The organism is Rhizobium sp. WCS2018Hpa-16, assembly GCF_031843705.1.
Lineage (GTDB): Bacteria > Pseudomonadota > Alphaproteobacteria > Rhizobiales > Rhizobiaceae > Agrobacterium > Agrobacterium tumefaciens_C.
The window spans coordinates 988,302-1,003,561 of record NZ_JAVTIX010000001.1 but is presented as its reverse complement, the minus strand read 5'-3'; the positions used below and the strand labels follow the sequence as shown (position 1 = coordinate 1,003,561).

The 15,260-nt window shown below is 56.9% G+C and carries 15 protein-coding genes; 5 read left to right on the top strand and 10 right to left on the bottom strand.

Features of this window, described 5'->3' with window-relative positions:
* Window positions 1-30: 30 nt before the first annotated feature.
* From RQI55_RS05055 to dusB, 5 genes are all read right to left on the bottom strand, one after another.
* The gene (locus RQI55_RS05055) at window positions 31-1,395 is read right to left on the bottom strand and encodes a sigma-54 dependent transcriptional regulator (protein ID WP_042619440.1); all 1,365 of its coding nucleotides are present in this window, start codon (window positions 1,393-1,395) and stop codon (window positions 31-33) included.
* A complete protein-coding gene (locus RQI55_RS05050) occupies window positions 1,385-3,655 on the bottom strand; it encodes a PAS domain-containing sensor histidine kinase (RefSeq protein WP_243255958.1) in 2,271 nt (756 codons plus the stop codon). The genes RQI55_RS05055 and RQI55_RS05050 overlap by 11 nt, the downstream gene beginning before the upstream one ends.
* 143 nt (window positions 3,656-3,798) lie before the next feature.
* Complete coding sequence (gene ntrC / locus RQI55_RS05045; RefSeq protein WP_042619438.1) at window positions 3,799-5,250, bottom strand: nitrogen regulation protein NR(I); 1,452 nt, start codon at window positions 5,248-5,250, stop codon at window positions 3,799-3,801.
* A complete protein-coding gene (locus RQI55_RS05040) occupies window positions 5,247-6,398 on the bottom strand; it encodes a nitrogen regulation protein NR(II) (RefSeq protein WP_243255957.1) in 1,152 nt (383 codons plus the stop codon). The genes ntrC and RQI55_RS05040 overlap by 4 nt, the downstream gene beginning before the upstream one ends.
* On the bottom strand, window positions 6,395-7,411 hold the full coding sequence (gene dusB, locus RQI55_RS05035) for a tRNA dihydrouridine synthase DusB (RefSeq protein WP_243255956.1): 1,017 nt from the start codon (window positions 7,409-7,411) through the stop codon (window positions 6,395-6,397). Before dusB ends, RQI55_RS05040 begins: the two co-directional genes overlap by 4 nt.
* Window positions 7,412-7,664: 253 nt before the next feature.
* On the opposite strand from dusB, the gene RQI55_RS05030 reads away from it, so the two are divergent.
* Window positions 7,665-8,852 (top strand): bifunctional 2-C-methyl-D-erythritol 4-phosphate cytidylyltransferase/2-C-methyl-D-erythritol 2,4-cyclodiphosphate synthase, encoded by a 1,188-nt coding sequence (locus tag RQI55_RS05030; RefSeq protein ID WP_243255955.1) that lies wholly within the window; start codon window positions 7,665-7,667, stop codon window positions 8,850-8,852.
* Window positions 8,849-9,352, top strand: coding sequence for a CinA family protein (locus tag RQI55_RS05025; protein ID WP_243255954.1), 504 nt, complete (start codon window positions 8,849-8,851; stop codon window positions 9,350-9,352). Before RQI55_RS05030 ends, RQI55_RS05025 begins: the two co-directional genes overlap by 4 nt.
* Here the strand turns inward: RQI55_RS05025 and RQI55_RS05020 are convergent.
* Together RQI55_RS05020 and RQI55_RS05015 are read right to left on the bottom strand one after the other, a co-directional pair.
* On the bottom strand, window positions 9,340-9,789 hold the full coding sequence (locus RQI55_RS05020) for a type II toxin-antitoxin system RatA family toxin (protein WP_042619434.1): 450 nt from the start codon (window positions 9,787-9,789) through the stop codon (window positions 9,340-9,342). The two genes, RQI55_RS05025 and RQI55_RS05020, sit on opposite strands and share 13 nt — an antisense overlap.
* A 9-nt stretch (window positions 9,790-9,798) precedes the next feature.
* Window positions 9,799-10,368 (bottom strand): AAA family ATPase, encoded by a 570-nt coding sequence (locus tag RQI55_RS05015; RefSeq protein ID WP_243255953.1) that lies wholly within the window; start codon window positions 10,366-10,368, stop codon window positions 9,799-9,801.
* Between the two features lie 118 nt (window positions 10,369-10,486).
* Between RQI55_RS05015 and RQI55_RS05010 the strand changes: the two genes are divergently transcribed.
* From RQI55_RS05010 to RQI55_RS05000, 3 genes are all read left to right on the top strand, one after another.
* Window positions 10,487-10,669 (top strand): hypothetical protein, encoded by a 183-nt coding sequence (locus tag RQI55_RS05010; protein ID WP_042619741.1) that lies wholly within the window; start codon window positions 10,487-10,489, stop codon window positions 10,667-10,669.
* A 64-nt stretch (window positions 10,670-10,733) separates the two neighbouring features.
* On the top strand, window positions 10,734-11,468 hold the full coding sequence (locus RQI55_RS05005; protein WP_243255951.1) for an AraC family transcriptional regulator: 735 nt from the start codon (window positions 10,734-10,736) through the stop codon (window positions 11,466-11,468).
* A 68-nt stretch (window positions 11,469-11,536) separates the two neighbouring features.
* A complete protein-coding gene (locus RQI55_RS05000) occupies window positions 11,537-12,466 on the top strand; it encodes a DMT family transporter (RefSeq protein ID WP_192066727.1) in 930 nt (309 codons plus the stop codon).
* A 3-nt stretch (window positions 12,467-12,469) separates the two neighbouring features.
* Here RQI55_RS05000 and lipA read toward each other — a convergent pair whose 3' ends face one another.
* From lipA to lpdA, 3 genes are all read right to left on the bottom strand, one after another.
* Window positions 12,470-13,441: a lipoyl synthase gene (gene lipA / locus RQI55_RS04995; RefSeq protein ID WP_192066729.1), complete on the bottom strand. Its 972-nt coding sequence runs from the start codon at window positions 13,439-13,441 to the stop codon at window positions 12,470-12,472.
* Between the two features lie 30 nt (window positions 13,442-13,471).
* Window positions 13,472-13,720, bottom strand: coding sequence for a GlsB/YeaQ/YmgE family stress response membrane protein (locus RQI55_RS04990; RefSeq protein WP_042619429.1), 249 nt, complete (start codon window positions 13,718-13,720; stop codon window positions 13,472-13,474).
* 79 nt (window positions 13,721-13,799) lie between these two features.
* Window positions 13,800-15,245 carry a dihydrolipoyl dehydrogenase gene (gene lpdA / locus RQI55_RS04985; RefSeq protein ID WP_311272093.1) on the bottom strand — a complete coding sequence of 482 codons (1,446 nt, stop codon included), beginning with the start codon at window positions 15,243-15,245 and terminating at the stop codon, window positions 13,800-13,802.
* Window positions 15,246-15,260 lie beyond the last annotated feature (15 nt).

Genomic DNA, 15,260 nt, shown 5'->3' with positions numbered 1-15,260 from the left:
CTGACGGAAATTTGCCGCAACTGCGGATCGTTATACGCCGAGCGATTTCAATTTGCGATGCAGTGCTGAGCGTTCCATGCCAACAAATTCTGCCGTTCGCGAAATATTGCCACCAAACCGGTTGATCTGCGCCACAAGATAGTCGCGCTCGAACATTTCGCGGGCTTCGCGCAAGGGCAAAGTCATGATGTGCTGGTCGCCCTGAGCGGCGATTCTCGGCAGCATGTCACCAATATCTGCGGGCAACATATCGGCCGATATGGGCATGTCATTGCCCTCGGGCCGTGCGAGAATCATCAGGCGTTCGATGTTGTTGCGCAGTTGGCGTATATTGCCCGGCCAGTCATGCGTCTGAAGAACCGCCATTGCGTCATCGCCGATCTTGCGTGGACGGATGCCTGCCTGCTCCGAGATCTGGCGCATAAACATATCAACCAGATACGGAATATCTTCGCGACGCTCAGACAGCGCTGGCACCTTGACGGGAACAACGGCGAGACGGTGGTACAGGTCTTCACGGAAGAGACCATCGGCAATCAGCCCTTCCAGATTATGCGCCGTGGACGAGATGATGCGAACATCGACCTTCACGCGTTTTCCACCGCCAACGCGCTCGAACTGCTGATCGACAAGCACGCGCAGAATCTTGTTCTGCGTTTCGCGCGGCATTTCACCCACTTCATCGAGGTAGAGAACGCCGCGATGGGCCTCTTCCAGTGCGCCGACCTTGCGCGGCTGGCCCGGCAGGCCTTCCGTGCCAAACAATGCGATTTCCATCCGGTCAGGTGTGATGGTCGCGGCGTTCAACGCCACAAATGGTCCGGTTGCCCGCGATGACTTCTTATGAATCATGCGCGCCACCAGCTCCTTCCCGGAACCGGAGGGGCCAAGGATCATGATCCGGCTGTTGGTGGGCGAAACGCGATCAATGGTCTGGCGCAGCTGCGAAACCGCAAGCGATGCACCGATCAGCTCGACTGCATCGCCGGTGCGCTTTTTCAGTTCCGACACTTCGCGCTTGAGCTTGGAGTTTTCCAGAGCACGCTCAGCAATGAGAATCAGCCGATCTGCCTTGAAGGGTTTCTCGATAAAGTCGAAAGCCCCGCGTTTGATCGCGTTGACGGCGGTTTCGATATTGCCATGGCCAGAAATCATCACGACGGGAAGGTCCGGATGGCGGCTCTTGATTTCGTCAAGAAGCGCCAGACCATCCAGCTTGCTGCCCTGCATCCAGATATCAAGAAAGATCAGCCGAGGCACACGCTCAGAAATGGCAGCCAAAGCGCTGTCGCTGTCGAACGCCATGCGGGTTTCATGACCTTCGTCGGACAGGATGCCTGCGACGATCTCGCGAATGTCAGCCTCATCGTCAACGACCAGAATATCAGACGCCATATGCAATTTCCTTGTCTTTCTCGCTGGCTGCCAGGTCGACACGCGGCAGCAGCACTCTAATCATGGCTCCATGGCCATGATCGAAATCGGCGGGCGCATCATGCAACTCAAGATGACCACCGTGCTCTTCAATAATTTTCTTGACGATCGCGAGACCCAGACCGGTGCCCTTGTCGCGCATCGTCATATAGGGCTCAAGAATGCGGTGCCTGTTTTCCACGGGCAAACCACGGCCATTGTCGATCACATCGGCTATGAACCGGTTGTTATCCTCGTCGTAGGACGCACGCACAAGGATTTTCCCCTCACGCGGCGTATCACTCGTCTCAACCGATTCGATGGCTTCGGCTGCGTTCTTGATGAGGTTTCCAAAGGCCTGACCGAGCATGCGCTGATCGAACATGCCTTCCAATTCGCGCTCACCCAACTCGGTCGCGAACTTCACATGGGCCGCACCCATTTCCCGCAGGAATGTCGCGTCCTTCAGAATTGTGCGCAAATCGGACAGTTCTTTGGTCGGCTTCGGCATGCGCGCAAAAGCCGAGAATTCATCTACCATGCGACCGATATCGCCAACCTGTCGAACGATGGTATCCGTGCACTGATCAAACACAGCGCGGTCACCCTCGTCGTGGATTTGCTTACCAAACCGACGCTTGATGCGCTCGGCGGATAGCTGGATCGGCGTCAGCGGGTTCTTGATTTCGTGGGCGATGCGGCGCGCGACCTCGGACCAGGCGGTGGATCGCTGAGCGATGACCAGATCGGTGATGTCATCGAGCGTGATGACGTAGGATTCGTGGCCATCCCGTGCGTCTTCCCGGGTGACCTGCACGTTCAATGTGCGTTCCTTGCCGCGCCTGATGATGTTGATCTGCTTTCGGAAATCCATTCGCGCAGAAGCGGTCGCTTCCGTCACGACCTGCTCGATCTCAGGCGCAACCTCGACGAGAGGTGAGCCGACGAGCCGGTCGGATGGCACGGCCAGAAATTCTTCTGCAGACGGATTGGCGATGGTGATGTTGCGATGCTCATCAACCCCGATAACAGCCGCCGTCACGCCTGAAAGAACAGCTTCGATAAAGCGGCGGCGGTTGTCAATGTCGTCTTTCGCCTCGATGATTTCATCCTGCTGGCTGCGTATCTCCGAAATCATCTTGTTGAAGGTGCGCGCCAATCGGCCCACATCGCCATCCACGGCACGTACAGGCACCAGAACATGCATATTGCCCATCGCCACACTGTCGGCGGCGCTGATCAGCAGCCGGATAGGCCGAACGATTCGGTCGGCAATGGCGATGGCCGTCCAGATGGCGGCGAGGAGAACAATCAGCGCAAAGCCCAAGTAGAGAATAGCAAAGGCGATTTGTAGCGGCGCCCGACCGGCTTCCATCGCCTTGTACTCGGCGCGGTTTTCCTCCATCTGCCGCATCGCCGCCATGACCTTGGGGTCCACGGCGCGAACGGTGTAAAGAAACGTGCCGCCAATGCCTTCCAGCTTGATGATGGCACCGACGAGATTTGTCACGCCGGGCGGAATGAGGGTTGGCTGGCCAGCGGCGGCCTTTTCCAGCGCATCCTGCGGAATGGCAGGTAGCGGCCTTTCCGTCTTGATGTCAGCCTGCACAACGGCGTCGCCATCTTCCTGAACCAGAAAAGCTCCCAGGAAGCCGCGGCCCTTGGCCTGGCGCGTCATCAGTTCAACAAAACCGGTACGGTCGAGATAGAAAAGTGCACGGTTGCGATCGAGATCAGTTGCCATGGACAGGGTTTGGCCCTGTAGATAGCCGGCATTTTCAAGCATATAGGCTTGAGCAATATTGCTGGACGAATCCACGATGGACTGCGTGCGCAGCGCAAACCAACGATCCAGACCGACATTGAGCGTGATACTGGCGAACACCGCAACGAGGATGGCGGGCGTAATCGCAACGATGGAAAACAACCCAACGATACGAACGTGGAGGCGTGCTGCTGCGCGGCCCCTGCGCCGCGCCTTGACCAACCGACCGATCTCGCGACCGATCAGATACATCAAGCCAAGCACCAGCAGGGAGTTGATGACGACAGAGGCGATAACGACGTTGGTGGTGGGTGCGATAGGGGTGAGACCCAGCAGCACGAACAGCGTCAGTGTGGCGCAGACCAGCGCAACGCCTGCCAGCACCAGACCCGGCAAGGCAAAAGACATTCTTCGGTCAGCGATCACTACGTCTGCCGACGCACGGTCGGAAACCTTATCTGGGACAGGTTTGCGCATCGAACATTTTCCTATGCCGCATAATGCAGCACCATATTCTTGAAAAAGACCGCTGGACGCTGCGAAGCGACACCTGCGGTCCCGTGATTTTCAAGCAACACAATGTGGCGAAAATGCAACGACTGATGACTCTTGTCAACCGTTCAAGCAGTTCGTGAACTACGGTAAACAGATACGCCCAGCTCACGAATCTTCTTGCGCAGGGTATTTCGGTTCAACCCCAGCAGGTCAGCAGCCTTGATCTGGTTGCCACGTGTGGCGGTCAGCGCCGCGAGTATCAGCGGATACTCCATCTCGCGTAATACGCGATCATAAAGGCCTGCCGGCGGTAGGTTCTCGCCAAAACCGGAGAAGTAATCGCGCATATTTTCTTCAACGGCCTGAGAGATGGTCAGCGAACCATTTCGGACAGCCGTGCGATCGATCGGGCTATCAGGCACGTCAGACTGAAGTTCCTGATCGATGATTTCGCGTGTAATAACTTCCTGTGGATAGAGCGCCATCAGGCGGCGGATGAGGTTTTCCAATTCACGCACATTGCCCGGCCAGGCATAGGCCTTCATCAACTCCAGAGCTTCCGTCTCGAAGCGCTTGCCTTCCAAGCCCTCCTTCTCACCCGTCTGGATGAAATGGCGAACGAGGTCTGGAATGTCCTCCGCACGGTCGCGCAGAGGCGGCAACCGCAGAGGAACGACGTTGAGGCGATAATAAAGGTCCTCTCGGAACAGGCCCTGATTGATCGAGGTTTTCAAATCCTTGTTGGTTGCGGCAACGATGCGCACATCCGTGCGGATCGGCGTACGTCCCCCAACCGTGGTATATTCGCCCTGCTGAAGTACGCGCAGCAGACGGGTCTGGGCATCCATCGGCATGTCGCCGATTTCATCCAGAAACAACGTGCCGCCTTCAGCCTGCTCAAACCGGCCGGTGGAGCGGTTCTGCGCGCCAGTAAACGCGCCCTTCTCATGCCCGAACAGCTCTGATTCGATCAGGTCTCGCGGAATAGCGGCCATGTTGATGGCGACGAACGGGCCGTTGCGGCGTTTGCCATAATCATGCAGCGCACGGGCAACGAGTTCCTTACCCGTGCCGGATTCGCCTGTGATCATCAGCGTCAGGTCGGTCTGCATCAGGCGCGCAAGCACGCGGTAGATTTCCTGCATTGCAGCGGATCTGCCAACCAGCGGCATGCCGTCCTGCATGTCATCATCCAGCTTCGCAGGCTTGCGCTTGGGCTCGGACAATGCCCGACCGATGATCGCGATCAGTTCGGTCAGATCGAAGGGCTTGGGCAGATAGTCGTAAGCACCTTTTTCAGAGGCCTTGATGGCCGTCATGAAGGTGTTCTGCGCGCTCATGACCAGCACCGGCAAATCTGGCCGAGCCTTTTTGATACGCGGCAAAAGGTCGAATGCGTTCTCATCCGGCATCACCACATCGGTCACGACCAAATCGCCCTCGCCCGCTGCCACCCAGCGCCACAGCGTCGCCGCGTTGGAGGTAATGCGGACATCATACCCGGCACGGCTGAGAGCCTGATTGAGAACGGTACGGATGGCCGCATCATCATCGGCCACGAGAATCGTTGCTGTCATCGATTTAGTCCTGTCGGGTTCGGCAAAATGTCGTCAGCCGCCACTTCGGGGGAAACGGGCATCAAAACGCGGAATGTGGTGCGGTGATTCTGGCTGTCGCATTCAACAATGCCGCCATGGGCACCGATGAGTTTTGCAACGAGCGCAAGGCCCAGACCGGAACCGTTGGTCTTGGTGGTAATAAACGGGTCAAAAAGATGCGGCACAAGGTCTGCCGGAACGCCGGGACCATTGTCGTGCACGCAGAACTCCAGCGGCAGTGAAATTCGCTCACGACTGCCTGCCACCGAGAGACGAATACCTGGGCGGTAGGCCGTCGTCAGGATGATCTCGCCATCCTGCTGATTGCCAACCGCCTCGGCAGCATTTTTGACCAGATTGAGAAAGACCTGCACCAATTGGTCGCGGTTGGCATAAACGGGCGGCAGGGATGGATCGTAGTTTTCGCTGATCTTGACGTTGCGGGCAAAGCCGGCCTTCGCCACAGCCTTCACGTGGTCCAGCACCGAGTGAATGTTGATCGGCATGCGATCGACCGGGCGCTCATCGGAGAATATCTCCATCCGATCAACCAGCGAGACGATGCGATCCGTCTCATCGCAGATCAACCGCGTCAGCGAGCGGTCTTCGTCAGGTACCGACGTTTCCAGCAACTGCGCGGCACCGCGAATGCCGGAGAGTGGGTTTTTGATTTCATGGGCTAACATGGATGCCAGGCCAGTAACGGAGCGAGCCGCAGCGCGATGCGTCAACTGGCGATCAATCTTGTCGGCCATGGAGCGTTCCTGAAACACCACGACGACCGAACCCGGCTCACTGACAACAGGTGCCACATAGAGGTCAACGACCTTGTCCTGCCCAAGACGCGGCGATGACAGGTCAACCCGATATTCATTGACCGGCGCACGCCGCTCCCGCACCTGATCAATCAGGGCCAAAAGCGGACTGCCAAAGGGAATGAAGGTGGAAATGCGGTAACGCGCCAGATGCGTGGCGCTTGCCCCGAAAAAGGCCTCCGCCTCCCAGTTTGCAAAGGCGATGAAGCCTTCGCCATCCACGAGAATGACGGGGTTCTGCACGGCGTTGAGAACAGCCATGGCAAGCGTGTTGTTTGCCCCGCCGCCGGGAGGTGCGGTATCGACGCTCATGCGGCTTTCCTCGCAGCGGAAATTTCCGCACCCTGCTGCAGGGCAGAGCGCAGAAGCTCCGTCACCTGCACGCTGTTTTTAGATGTCATGATGGAAACCTTGTCATCTGTCTTCATGTCTGGCGCAAACCGATCCAGATACCATCCGAGATGTTTGCGCGCATGACGAAGACCGGCCTCGATACCGTAAAATTCCAGCATCAATTCGTAATGTTCGACGGCGATGTCGGCGATTTCTTCAGCCTTTGGCGGCGCATGGCCAGCAAGAGCCGCCGGCAGCCAGGGCTGCCCCTGAGCCCCTCGCCCGACCATCACAGCATCCGCGCCCGAACGGCGCAGAATTTCGCTGGCGTCGGCAGAGGTTTCCACGTCGCCATTGGCAATCAGCGGCACGGATATGACGTCACGAACGGCCTTGATCGCATCCCAGTTGGCGCGGCCTTCATAGAACTGCATCCGTGTGCGGCCGTGAATGGTGATGAGCTTCACGCCAGCAGCTTCGGCCCGCGCGGCGATCTCTGGTGCATTGATGGAATCATCGTCCCAGCCCAGCCGCATCTTCAGGGTCACCGGCACGTCGACAGCCTCTACCGTCGCTTCGATGAGGCTGAGCGCGTGGTCCGGCTCACGCATCAATGCAGAACCGGAATAACCGCCGGTCACCTTCTTTGCCGGGCAACCCATATTGATATCGATGATGCCAGCTCCGTTATCGGCCGATATCTTCGCCGCTTCCGCCATCCAGTGCGCCTCGCGCCCCGCAAGCTGCACCATATGCGGAACCATGCCCGCATTTTTCAGCCTCGCCCATGATTCGCCTCTGTTGGCGACGAGTTCACGGCTTGCCACCATCTCCGTCACCACCAGACCCGCGCCGAAACGCCAGGCAAGTTTGCGAAACGGCAGGTCGGTTACGCCAGACATGGGTGCCAGTACCGCACGGTTGCGCACCGTCACGGCATCGATCTGAAATGGGTCTGCCAGCGTTGGAATGGCCAAATGGTCAACTTTCATGCATTTCTAAAATTTGCATTATTTTTAGACAGTGTTTGGGCAGTTGCCAAGCACTTTTGCACGGATTTTCATTTGTTTTTTTCGTGCCTTGTTTTGCGACAGGGTAAAATGGAATTTGCTTAATCGCAGGCTTTCGATGCGTGCATCATGTCCGGCATTCTGACTGGCCATTCGTTTTCTAAAACGCTAGACAACCCCGTGTAAACCTTTGAAGAAATGCATAAATAACATGGGTTCAATGCAGGGAAGTGCAATGACAACAGCAATCGTCATCGTTGCGGCGGGGCGTGGCGAACGCGCTGGCTCTCCGCAAGAGGGGCCGAAACAGTACCGCCTCATTGGTAGAAAGCCCGTCATTGAGCACACGCTGGAGCGGTTTCTTGGCTGGGAACATGCAGCCAAGATCGTGGTCGTCACTCACGCCGACGACGCCTCGCTTTTCGAGCCAATTGCCAGAAGGCTCAATGCGGGAAGCCGACTCGCCACGGTAACGGGTGGGGCGACGCGTCAACAATCGGTTCTTGCAGGCCTCGAAGCGCTGGACGGGCTTGGCATTACCCACGTTATGATCCATGACGCCGTTCGCCCTTTCATCGATGCACCTTTGCTGCAACGGATCACCGAAGCACTTTCGGCAGGCGCCAAAGCGGTTTTGCCAGCGGTGCCGGTGGCTGATACGCTGAAGCGCGGCCATGACGGTTTGGTTGGCGAGACGGTGTCTCGCACCAACCTTTACGCCGCGCAAACGCCCCAGTCCTTCCACTACCCCTCTATATTTGAGGCACACCAGGCCGCTGCAGCATCGGGACGGCTTGATTTCACCGACGATGCGGCGATTGCCGAATGGGCTGGCATTGCCGTTCAATTGGTGGAAGGCCTCGTTGATAATGTTAAACTCACGCTGAAACGGGATATTACAATGGCCGATGAAAAGCTTGGCGCTGCGTTACCGGATGTGCGCACTGGCAATGGCTACGATGTACATCAACTCGTGCCGGGCGACGGCGTCACCCTGTGTGGCGTCTTCATTCCGCATGATCAGAAACTAATGGGCCATTCGGATGCCGATGTCGCGCTTCATGCGTTGACGGATGCTCTACTCGCCACCTGTGGTGCGGGTGATATTGGCGACCATTTCCCACCCTCCGATCCCCAGTGGAAGGGCGCGGCATCAAGGATTTTTCTGGCGCATGCGGCGAAAATCGTCCGTGATTATGGCGGCACGATCATGAATGCGGATGTTTCATTGATTGCCGAAGCGCCAAAAGTAGGCCCACATCGGCAAGCCATGCGCGAGAACCTTTCTGCTATTCTTGATATCTCGCTAGACCGCTGCTCGGTGAAGGCCACCACAAACGAGACCATTGGTTTCGTCGGGCGGCGAGAAGGTATCGCCGCAATCGCAACGGCGACGGTCGTCTATCGGCAGAGGTCGGAATGAGCCTGTTTCCGGCAGACATTGAGGCTTTGGCGCAACGCATCGTGCAGGAATTTGGCGCGTCCAGTCATATGGTCTCAATGGCGGAAAGCTGCACAGGCGGATTGATTGCCGGTGCGCTGACGCAGATTTCCGGGTCGTCAGCCGTGGTGGACCGTGGGTTCGTCACCTATACCAACGATGCCAAAATGGACATGCTTGGGGTGAGCCCTGCGACACTTGATGAGTTTGGCGCAGTCTCAAAAGAAACCGCACTCCAGATGGCTCATGGGGCACTTTACCGCTCAAGGGCTGAGTTCTCAGTCGCGGTAACAGGAATCGCGGGTCCGGGCGGTGGATCGGCCACCAAGCCCGTCGGCCTTGTGCATCTCGCCGCAACGGGGCGTTCCGGGCATATGCTTCATCGAGAAATGCGATATGGCGATATTGGGCGCGAGCAGGTTCGTCTCGCCACCGTCAAGACGGCGCTTGAGATGCTCTTAGAACTCCATCAGTCCTTGTAAATCTTGTCGGCGCGCGCCTCGAAAGCTTCCGCGAACATTCGAAATGCACGGTCGAACATGGAGCCCATAACAGCGCCCAGTAACCTGCTCTTGAACTCATAATCAATGAAGAAGTAGACCGAGCAGCCGCCATTCTCGCCGGGTTCGAAACGCCAGCGGTTGTCGAGATATTTGAACGGACCATCCAGATATTTCACGTCGATGGCCGATTCCTCGGGCTTCAGCAAAACCTGGGTCGTGAAGGTTTCACGGATGGCTTTGTAACCAACCGTCATATCCGCAACCAGCAAGGTCTTGGTGTCTCGCTCTTTGCGCGAACGAACAGTCAAGCTGTCACAAAGTGGCAGAAATTCCGGGTATTTCTCCACGTCGGCAACGAGATTATACATCCGTTCGGGGGAGTGCTTGACAGGGCGGCGGGTTTCGAATTGCGGCATGAGGCGCAGTTAATGCGCTGCGCTGACAAGATCAAGAAGCTTGCTTGCCTGCGCTCGAGATTTCACCTGAAATATTGGTGTTTCAGGCCCGTACAGCTCAAAATTCCGAATGAATTTCGGTGCGTGATGTGTCTCGAAGTTCCAGATATAGGTGAGGAACTCGCGATTTGGCAGCGGTTCCGGGCAGCCTTCCGCCATATCAGGCCTCACCGTTCCGTAATATTTCACCACACGCCGCGCCACACCCAGCAAGCACGTCATGCGCGGCAGGCGCATCCAGATAACGACATTGGTGCGCGGCAATCTGATATCCAGGGTGGATGGATTGGCGCCATCCAGCACCCAACGTTCGCGCCCGACTATATCGTGTAAAATTCTGCGCTGCTCCGCGCTGTCACGTTGCGTCCAGTGGGATTGCCACCTCACATCGCGGTCTATCGAGAAATATTGGCAGTTGAGATGACCAGATAGCTTTTTCGAGAGCGTAGTCTTCCCCGCGCCTGAATTGCCCAGCACCATGACGCGTGAAGCGTTGGATACGAGCCGGGCAGCCTGCTCGATATCATACAGAAGGTTCATCTTACCCACTCCACGCATGGCTGTTTGCAGAAATTGACTATTGCAAGCTGGCCGTGCTGGGCGTTATTGAACACCACCGATTGCAGCCTTGGGTGCAACCAAACAGCCGAGTGATACGATGGACGACTTTGCAAATATCATCAACCTCTTAGAATCCGCGAAGCAACTTGCATCCATGAACAGCATGCCGATGCTGGCTTACCTCATTGATGTCGCCAAGTGCGAAGCACGAGAGAACAAGCCGGTTCTTCGCAAGCGCAAGCGTGGCGAATCGACGGTGAAGCAGGAAGTTGAAGTCTGAGACGAACGGAAGTCCGACCGGCCAGCTGTGACCAAGTTCGGATTAATATCCAGGAGGACGCTCAATGCCGACCGTTTCAGTCGACCTGCGCTCCTATCGTGGTGAGACCCCGGATGAGCGCCATCCCTTCGTGCAGATCGTCCTCCCCCTGTCAGGCCAACTGGACATAGACGTCTGCGGGCGTCAGCAAAGATTATCACCCTTGAAGGGTGCACTTGTTCACAAGGGCACGTCACACACGCAGGTCGCAACGGGCCTGAACCAATCTCTGATCGTTGATGTCAACGAACAGGCAGTCTCTGCGCAGATGCTTGACACGTTCTCGTCAAACTCATTTTTCGATATCCAGCCGCGAACGAACAGGCTGACGCATTATATGCATGGCATGCTGCAAAGAGGCGAACTGAACGCCAAGGCCAGCATTGCCTGGGCACCCATTCTGATTGCCAGCCTGACCGATGAAAGCCCGGATGTTCTATCCCGAGTTTCGCTGCTGAGAACGCTTGTCGAAATAGACCCGTTCATGCCGTGGAGCCTTGAGCGGATGGCTGATCAGGCTGAAATCAGCGTCAGCCGCTTGCATGCCATTTTCCGCGAACAGTTCGATGAAACGCCGCATCTTTGGCTGGCCGACATCCGTATGCGCAAAATCTGCGATTATCTCGCCAACACGCCTCTCCCTATTGCCGAGATTGCCGATAAAGCAGGTTTTTCAGATCAGACCGCCCTCACCCGCGCCATGAAAAAAGCCACGGGCACGACGCCCGCCGCCTATCGTCGTGAACTTTCCGCGCCTTAACAGTAGTTTATGTCAAGACAGCCGTTCCACCCCATGGCAAACAGCGCCATGCAACGGATGGACATGGCATGAACAAGACGGGACTGGGCGTATTTTACGGAATGATGGCGGGCGCACTCTGGGGCGGTATCTTTCTGGCTCCAAAACTCATCCCAGCCGGCTTTACGCCCTTGCAGCTTTCGACTGCGCGATATCTGACCTATGGACTGCTGGCACTGGTACTCATCGCCCCCAAAATCCGGCGTGTAGCTTCGCGTTTCGGCAAGGCCGAATGGCTCGCTCTGGGTTGGCTTAGCCTCATCGGCAATATCGCCTATTATTTCCTGATCTCAACCGCCGTGCAACTCAGCGGCGTCGCCTTCACATCCATCATCATAGGCTTCATGCCCGTGGCCATTTCCATCATCGGCAGCCGCGACCATGGCGCGGTTTCTCTGAAACGGTTGTGGCCCTCGCTTCTTTTTGGAGCCATCGGCATTTTTGGAATTTCGTGGCAGTCACTGTTTGAAGGTCAGGGCAGTCTCGATCCGACAAAGATCATCGGCCTTATCTGCGCCATCGGCGCGCTCGCATCATGGACCGCTTTTGCTGTTGGAAACGCCCGCTGGCTCACACGCCTTCATGATGTCAGCGCCGATGAGTGGAACCTCATGACGGGCGTGGTCACTGGTGGTCTGGCGCTGGTTGTTGCGGTGCCCGCATTCGCCTTCAGCCAAAACGTCCACAGCAATGCCGATTGGTTCCAATTCGCCTCCATAGCGGTTGGTCTCGGCATCTCGGCCTCGATCTTAGGAAATGCGTTCTGGAACCGCATGAGCCGTCTGCTGCCGCTGACGATGGTTGGTCAGATGATCCTGTTTGAAACGCTGTTTGCGCTTCTGTACGGCTTCATGTGGGAACAGCGCGGACCGACCGTTATCGAAGCCGCAGCTATCGTCTCAGTCGTGCTCAGCGTGCTGCTGTGCATGCAGGCGCACCGGCCAGCGAAGGCGGGCTGAGGATTACTCAGCCGCTGCCAGAAGCTTGCGCTCACGGTTTGCGCGCAGGCGCTCAAAGTCATCACCCGCATGGTGCGATGAACGGGTAAGCGGGCTGGAGGCCACCATCAGAAAGCCCTTGGTGTAAGCAATCGTTTCGTAGGACTTGAACTCTTCCGGCGTCACGTAGGCTTCCACTTTGTGGTGCTTTCTGGTCGGCTGCAGGTACTGGCCGATGGTCAGAAAGTCGACATCGGCAGTGCGAAGGTCATCCATCAGTTGGAGCACTTCGTTGCGCTCTTCACCCAGGCCAACCATGATGCCGGATTTGGTGAACATTGTCGGATCCAGTTCCTTCACCCGCTGCAACAGGCGCACGGAGTGGAAGTAACGCGCACCGGGACGAACCGTCAGATAGTTGCCTGGAACTGTTTCCATATTGTGATTGAAAACGTCCGGCTTGGCGGCGACGACCCGCTCCAGCGCACCGGGCTTCTTCAAAAAGTCTGGCGTGAGGATCTCAATCGTCGTGCCGGGCGATGCGGCGCGAATGGCCCAGATCACCTTCTCGAAATGCTCCGCTCCACCATCGGCCAGATCATCTCTGTCGACAGAGGTGATGACCACGTGGTTGAGGCCCATCTGCTTGACGGCCTTGGCAACGTTTTCCGGTTCCAGCATATCAAGCGCATTTGGCTTGCCAGTGGAGACATTGCAAAAGGCGCAGGCGCGTGTGCAGATCTCGCCCATGATCATGAAGGTGGCGTGCTTCTTGTCCCAGCATTCGCCGATATTCGGACAGCCCGCTTCCTCGCACACGGTGACAAGCTTGTGCGAACGCACCAGCTCGCGTGTCTCGTGATAGCCCTTTGATGTCGGCGCCTTGACGCGAATCCACTCGGGCTTGCGCATCACCTCGGTGTCGGGACGATGCGCCTTTTCCGGGTGGCGAACACGCTTGTCGTCCTGCGATGTCCTGTCGAGAATAGTGACCATAGAAACCTGCTTCCACCGTACCGATACGGTCTAACGCCTTACGAGCTTGGCGAGAAATAACAGAAGGCTCGCGCCCAGGAAAGATGTGACGAAATAGCCTAGACGGCTGTCCTGCACGAAAACGTCGAATGTTCGTAGCACTGCGACCGCAACAACCGAGCCAACGATGCCAAGAACGATATTCATGAAAATGCCAAAGCGCATATCCATCAGCTTACCCGCGAGCCAACCCGCCAGTCCGCCGATGATGATTGCTGCTATCCAGCCCACACTTTCCATCTTCAAACTCCGTCAATCGCATTTCAACGACATATGGTGTACCCGGCTTTGCGAGGCAATGCCGGGTAACGGGCAGATGTTATGCGTTCAGCACACGTCCATAGGCGTCCAGCACGCTTTCTTTCATCATTTCCGAAAGCGTTGGATGCGGGAAGATGGTGTGCATCAGCTCTTCCTCGGTCGTTTCAAGGTTCATGGCGACCACGAAGCCCTGAATGAGCTCGGTCACTTCGGCGCCAACCATATGCGCGCCGATCAGCTCGCCCGTCTTCTTGTCGAAGATGGTCTTGACCATGCCCTGATCTTCGCCCAACGCGATTGCCTTGCCGTTGGCTGCGAAGGAATAGCGGCCAACGCGGATTTCGCGGCCCTGCTCCTTTGCCTTGGCTTCTGTCAGACCGACAGAGGCGACCTGAGGGTTGCAATAGGTGCAGCCGGGGATCTTCAGCCTGTCCATTGAGTGCACGTTGGGCAACCCGGCAATCTTTTCAATGCAGATCACGCCTTCATGCTCTGCCTTGTGCGCCAGCATTGGCGGACCGGCCACATCGCCAATGGCATAGAGACCGGGAACATTGGTCTTGCCATAGCCATCGATGACAACGCAACCGCGATCCGTCTTGACGCCAAGCGCCTCCAGACCAAGGTTTTCGATGTTGCCCTGCACGCCGACAGCCGAAATCAAGCGATCTGCGGTGATTGTCTGAACCTTGCCATCCTTGGTCTCGATATGGGCCGTGATCGAGTCAGCGCCCTTCTCAACCTTGGAAACCTTGGCTTCGGTGATGATCTTGAGGCCGCGCTTTTCCAGCTGCTTGCGGGCGAAGGCGGAGATCTCCACATCTTCGACCGGCATGATGTTGGCCATCAATTCCACAACCGTCACATCGACGCCCATGGACCGATAGAAGGACGCGAATTCGATGCCGATGGCGCCGGAACCCATGACGACGATGGATTTCGGCAGGAAATCCGGCTTCATCGCTTCAAAATAGGTCCAAATCAGCTTGCCATCCGGCTCGATGCCGGGCAGCGCACGCGGACGCGCACCGGTCGCAACGATGATGTGCTTTGCCGTATAGGTGCCCTCGCCCAGCACACCCTTTGGAACGGGGTTCTGTGGCTGAACGATTGGCTTGGAAATTTTGCCGACAACGATCTCGTTTGCTTTCGTGAGCTTTGCCTCACCCCAGATAACGTCGATCTTGTTCTTCTTCATCAGGTAAGCCACGCCGCCATTCAGGCGCGCAGAAACGCCCCGCGAACGGGCTACAACTTCCTTCACGTCCGGAGTGATTGTACCTTCCAGCTTCAGACCGTAATTCTTGGCATGGTTGGAATTATCCAGAACTTCGGCAGAGCGAAGCAGGGCCTTGGTAGGAATACAACCCCAGTTCAGGCAGATGCCGCCCAGATGTTCGCGCTCGACAATCGCAGTCTTGAGGCCAAGCTGTGCCGCACGGATGGCCGTGACGTAACCGCCCGGACCCGAACCGATGATGATGACGTCATAAGACTGAGCCATGTCTGTTTCCTGTCT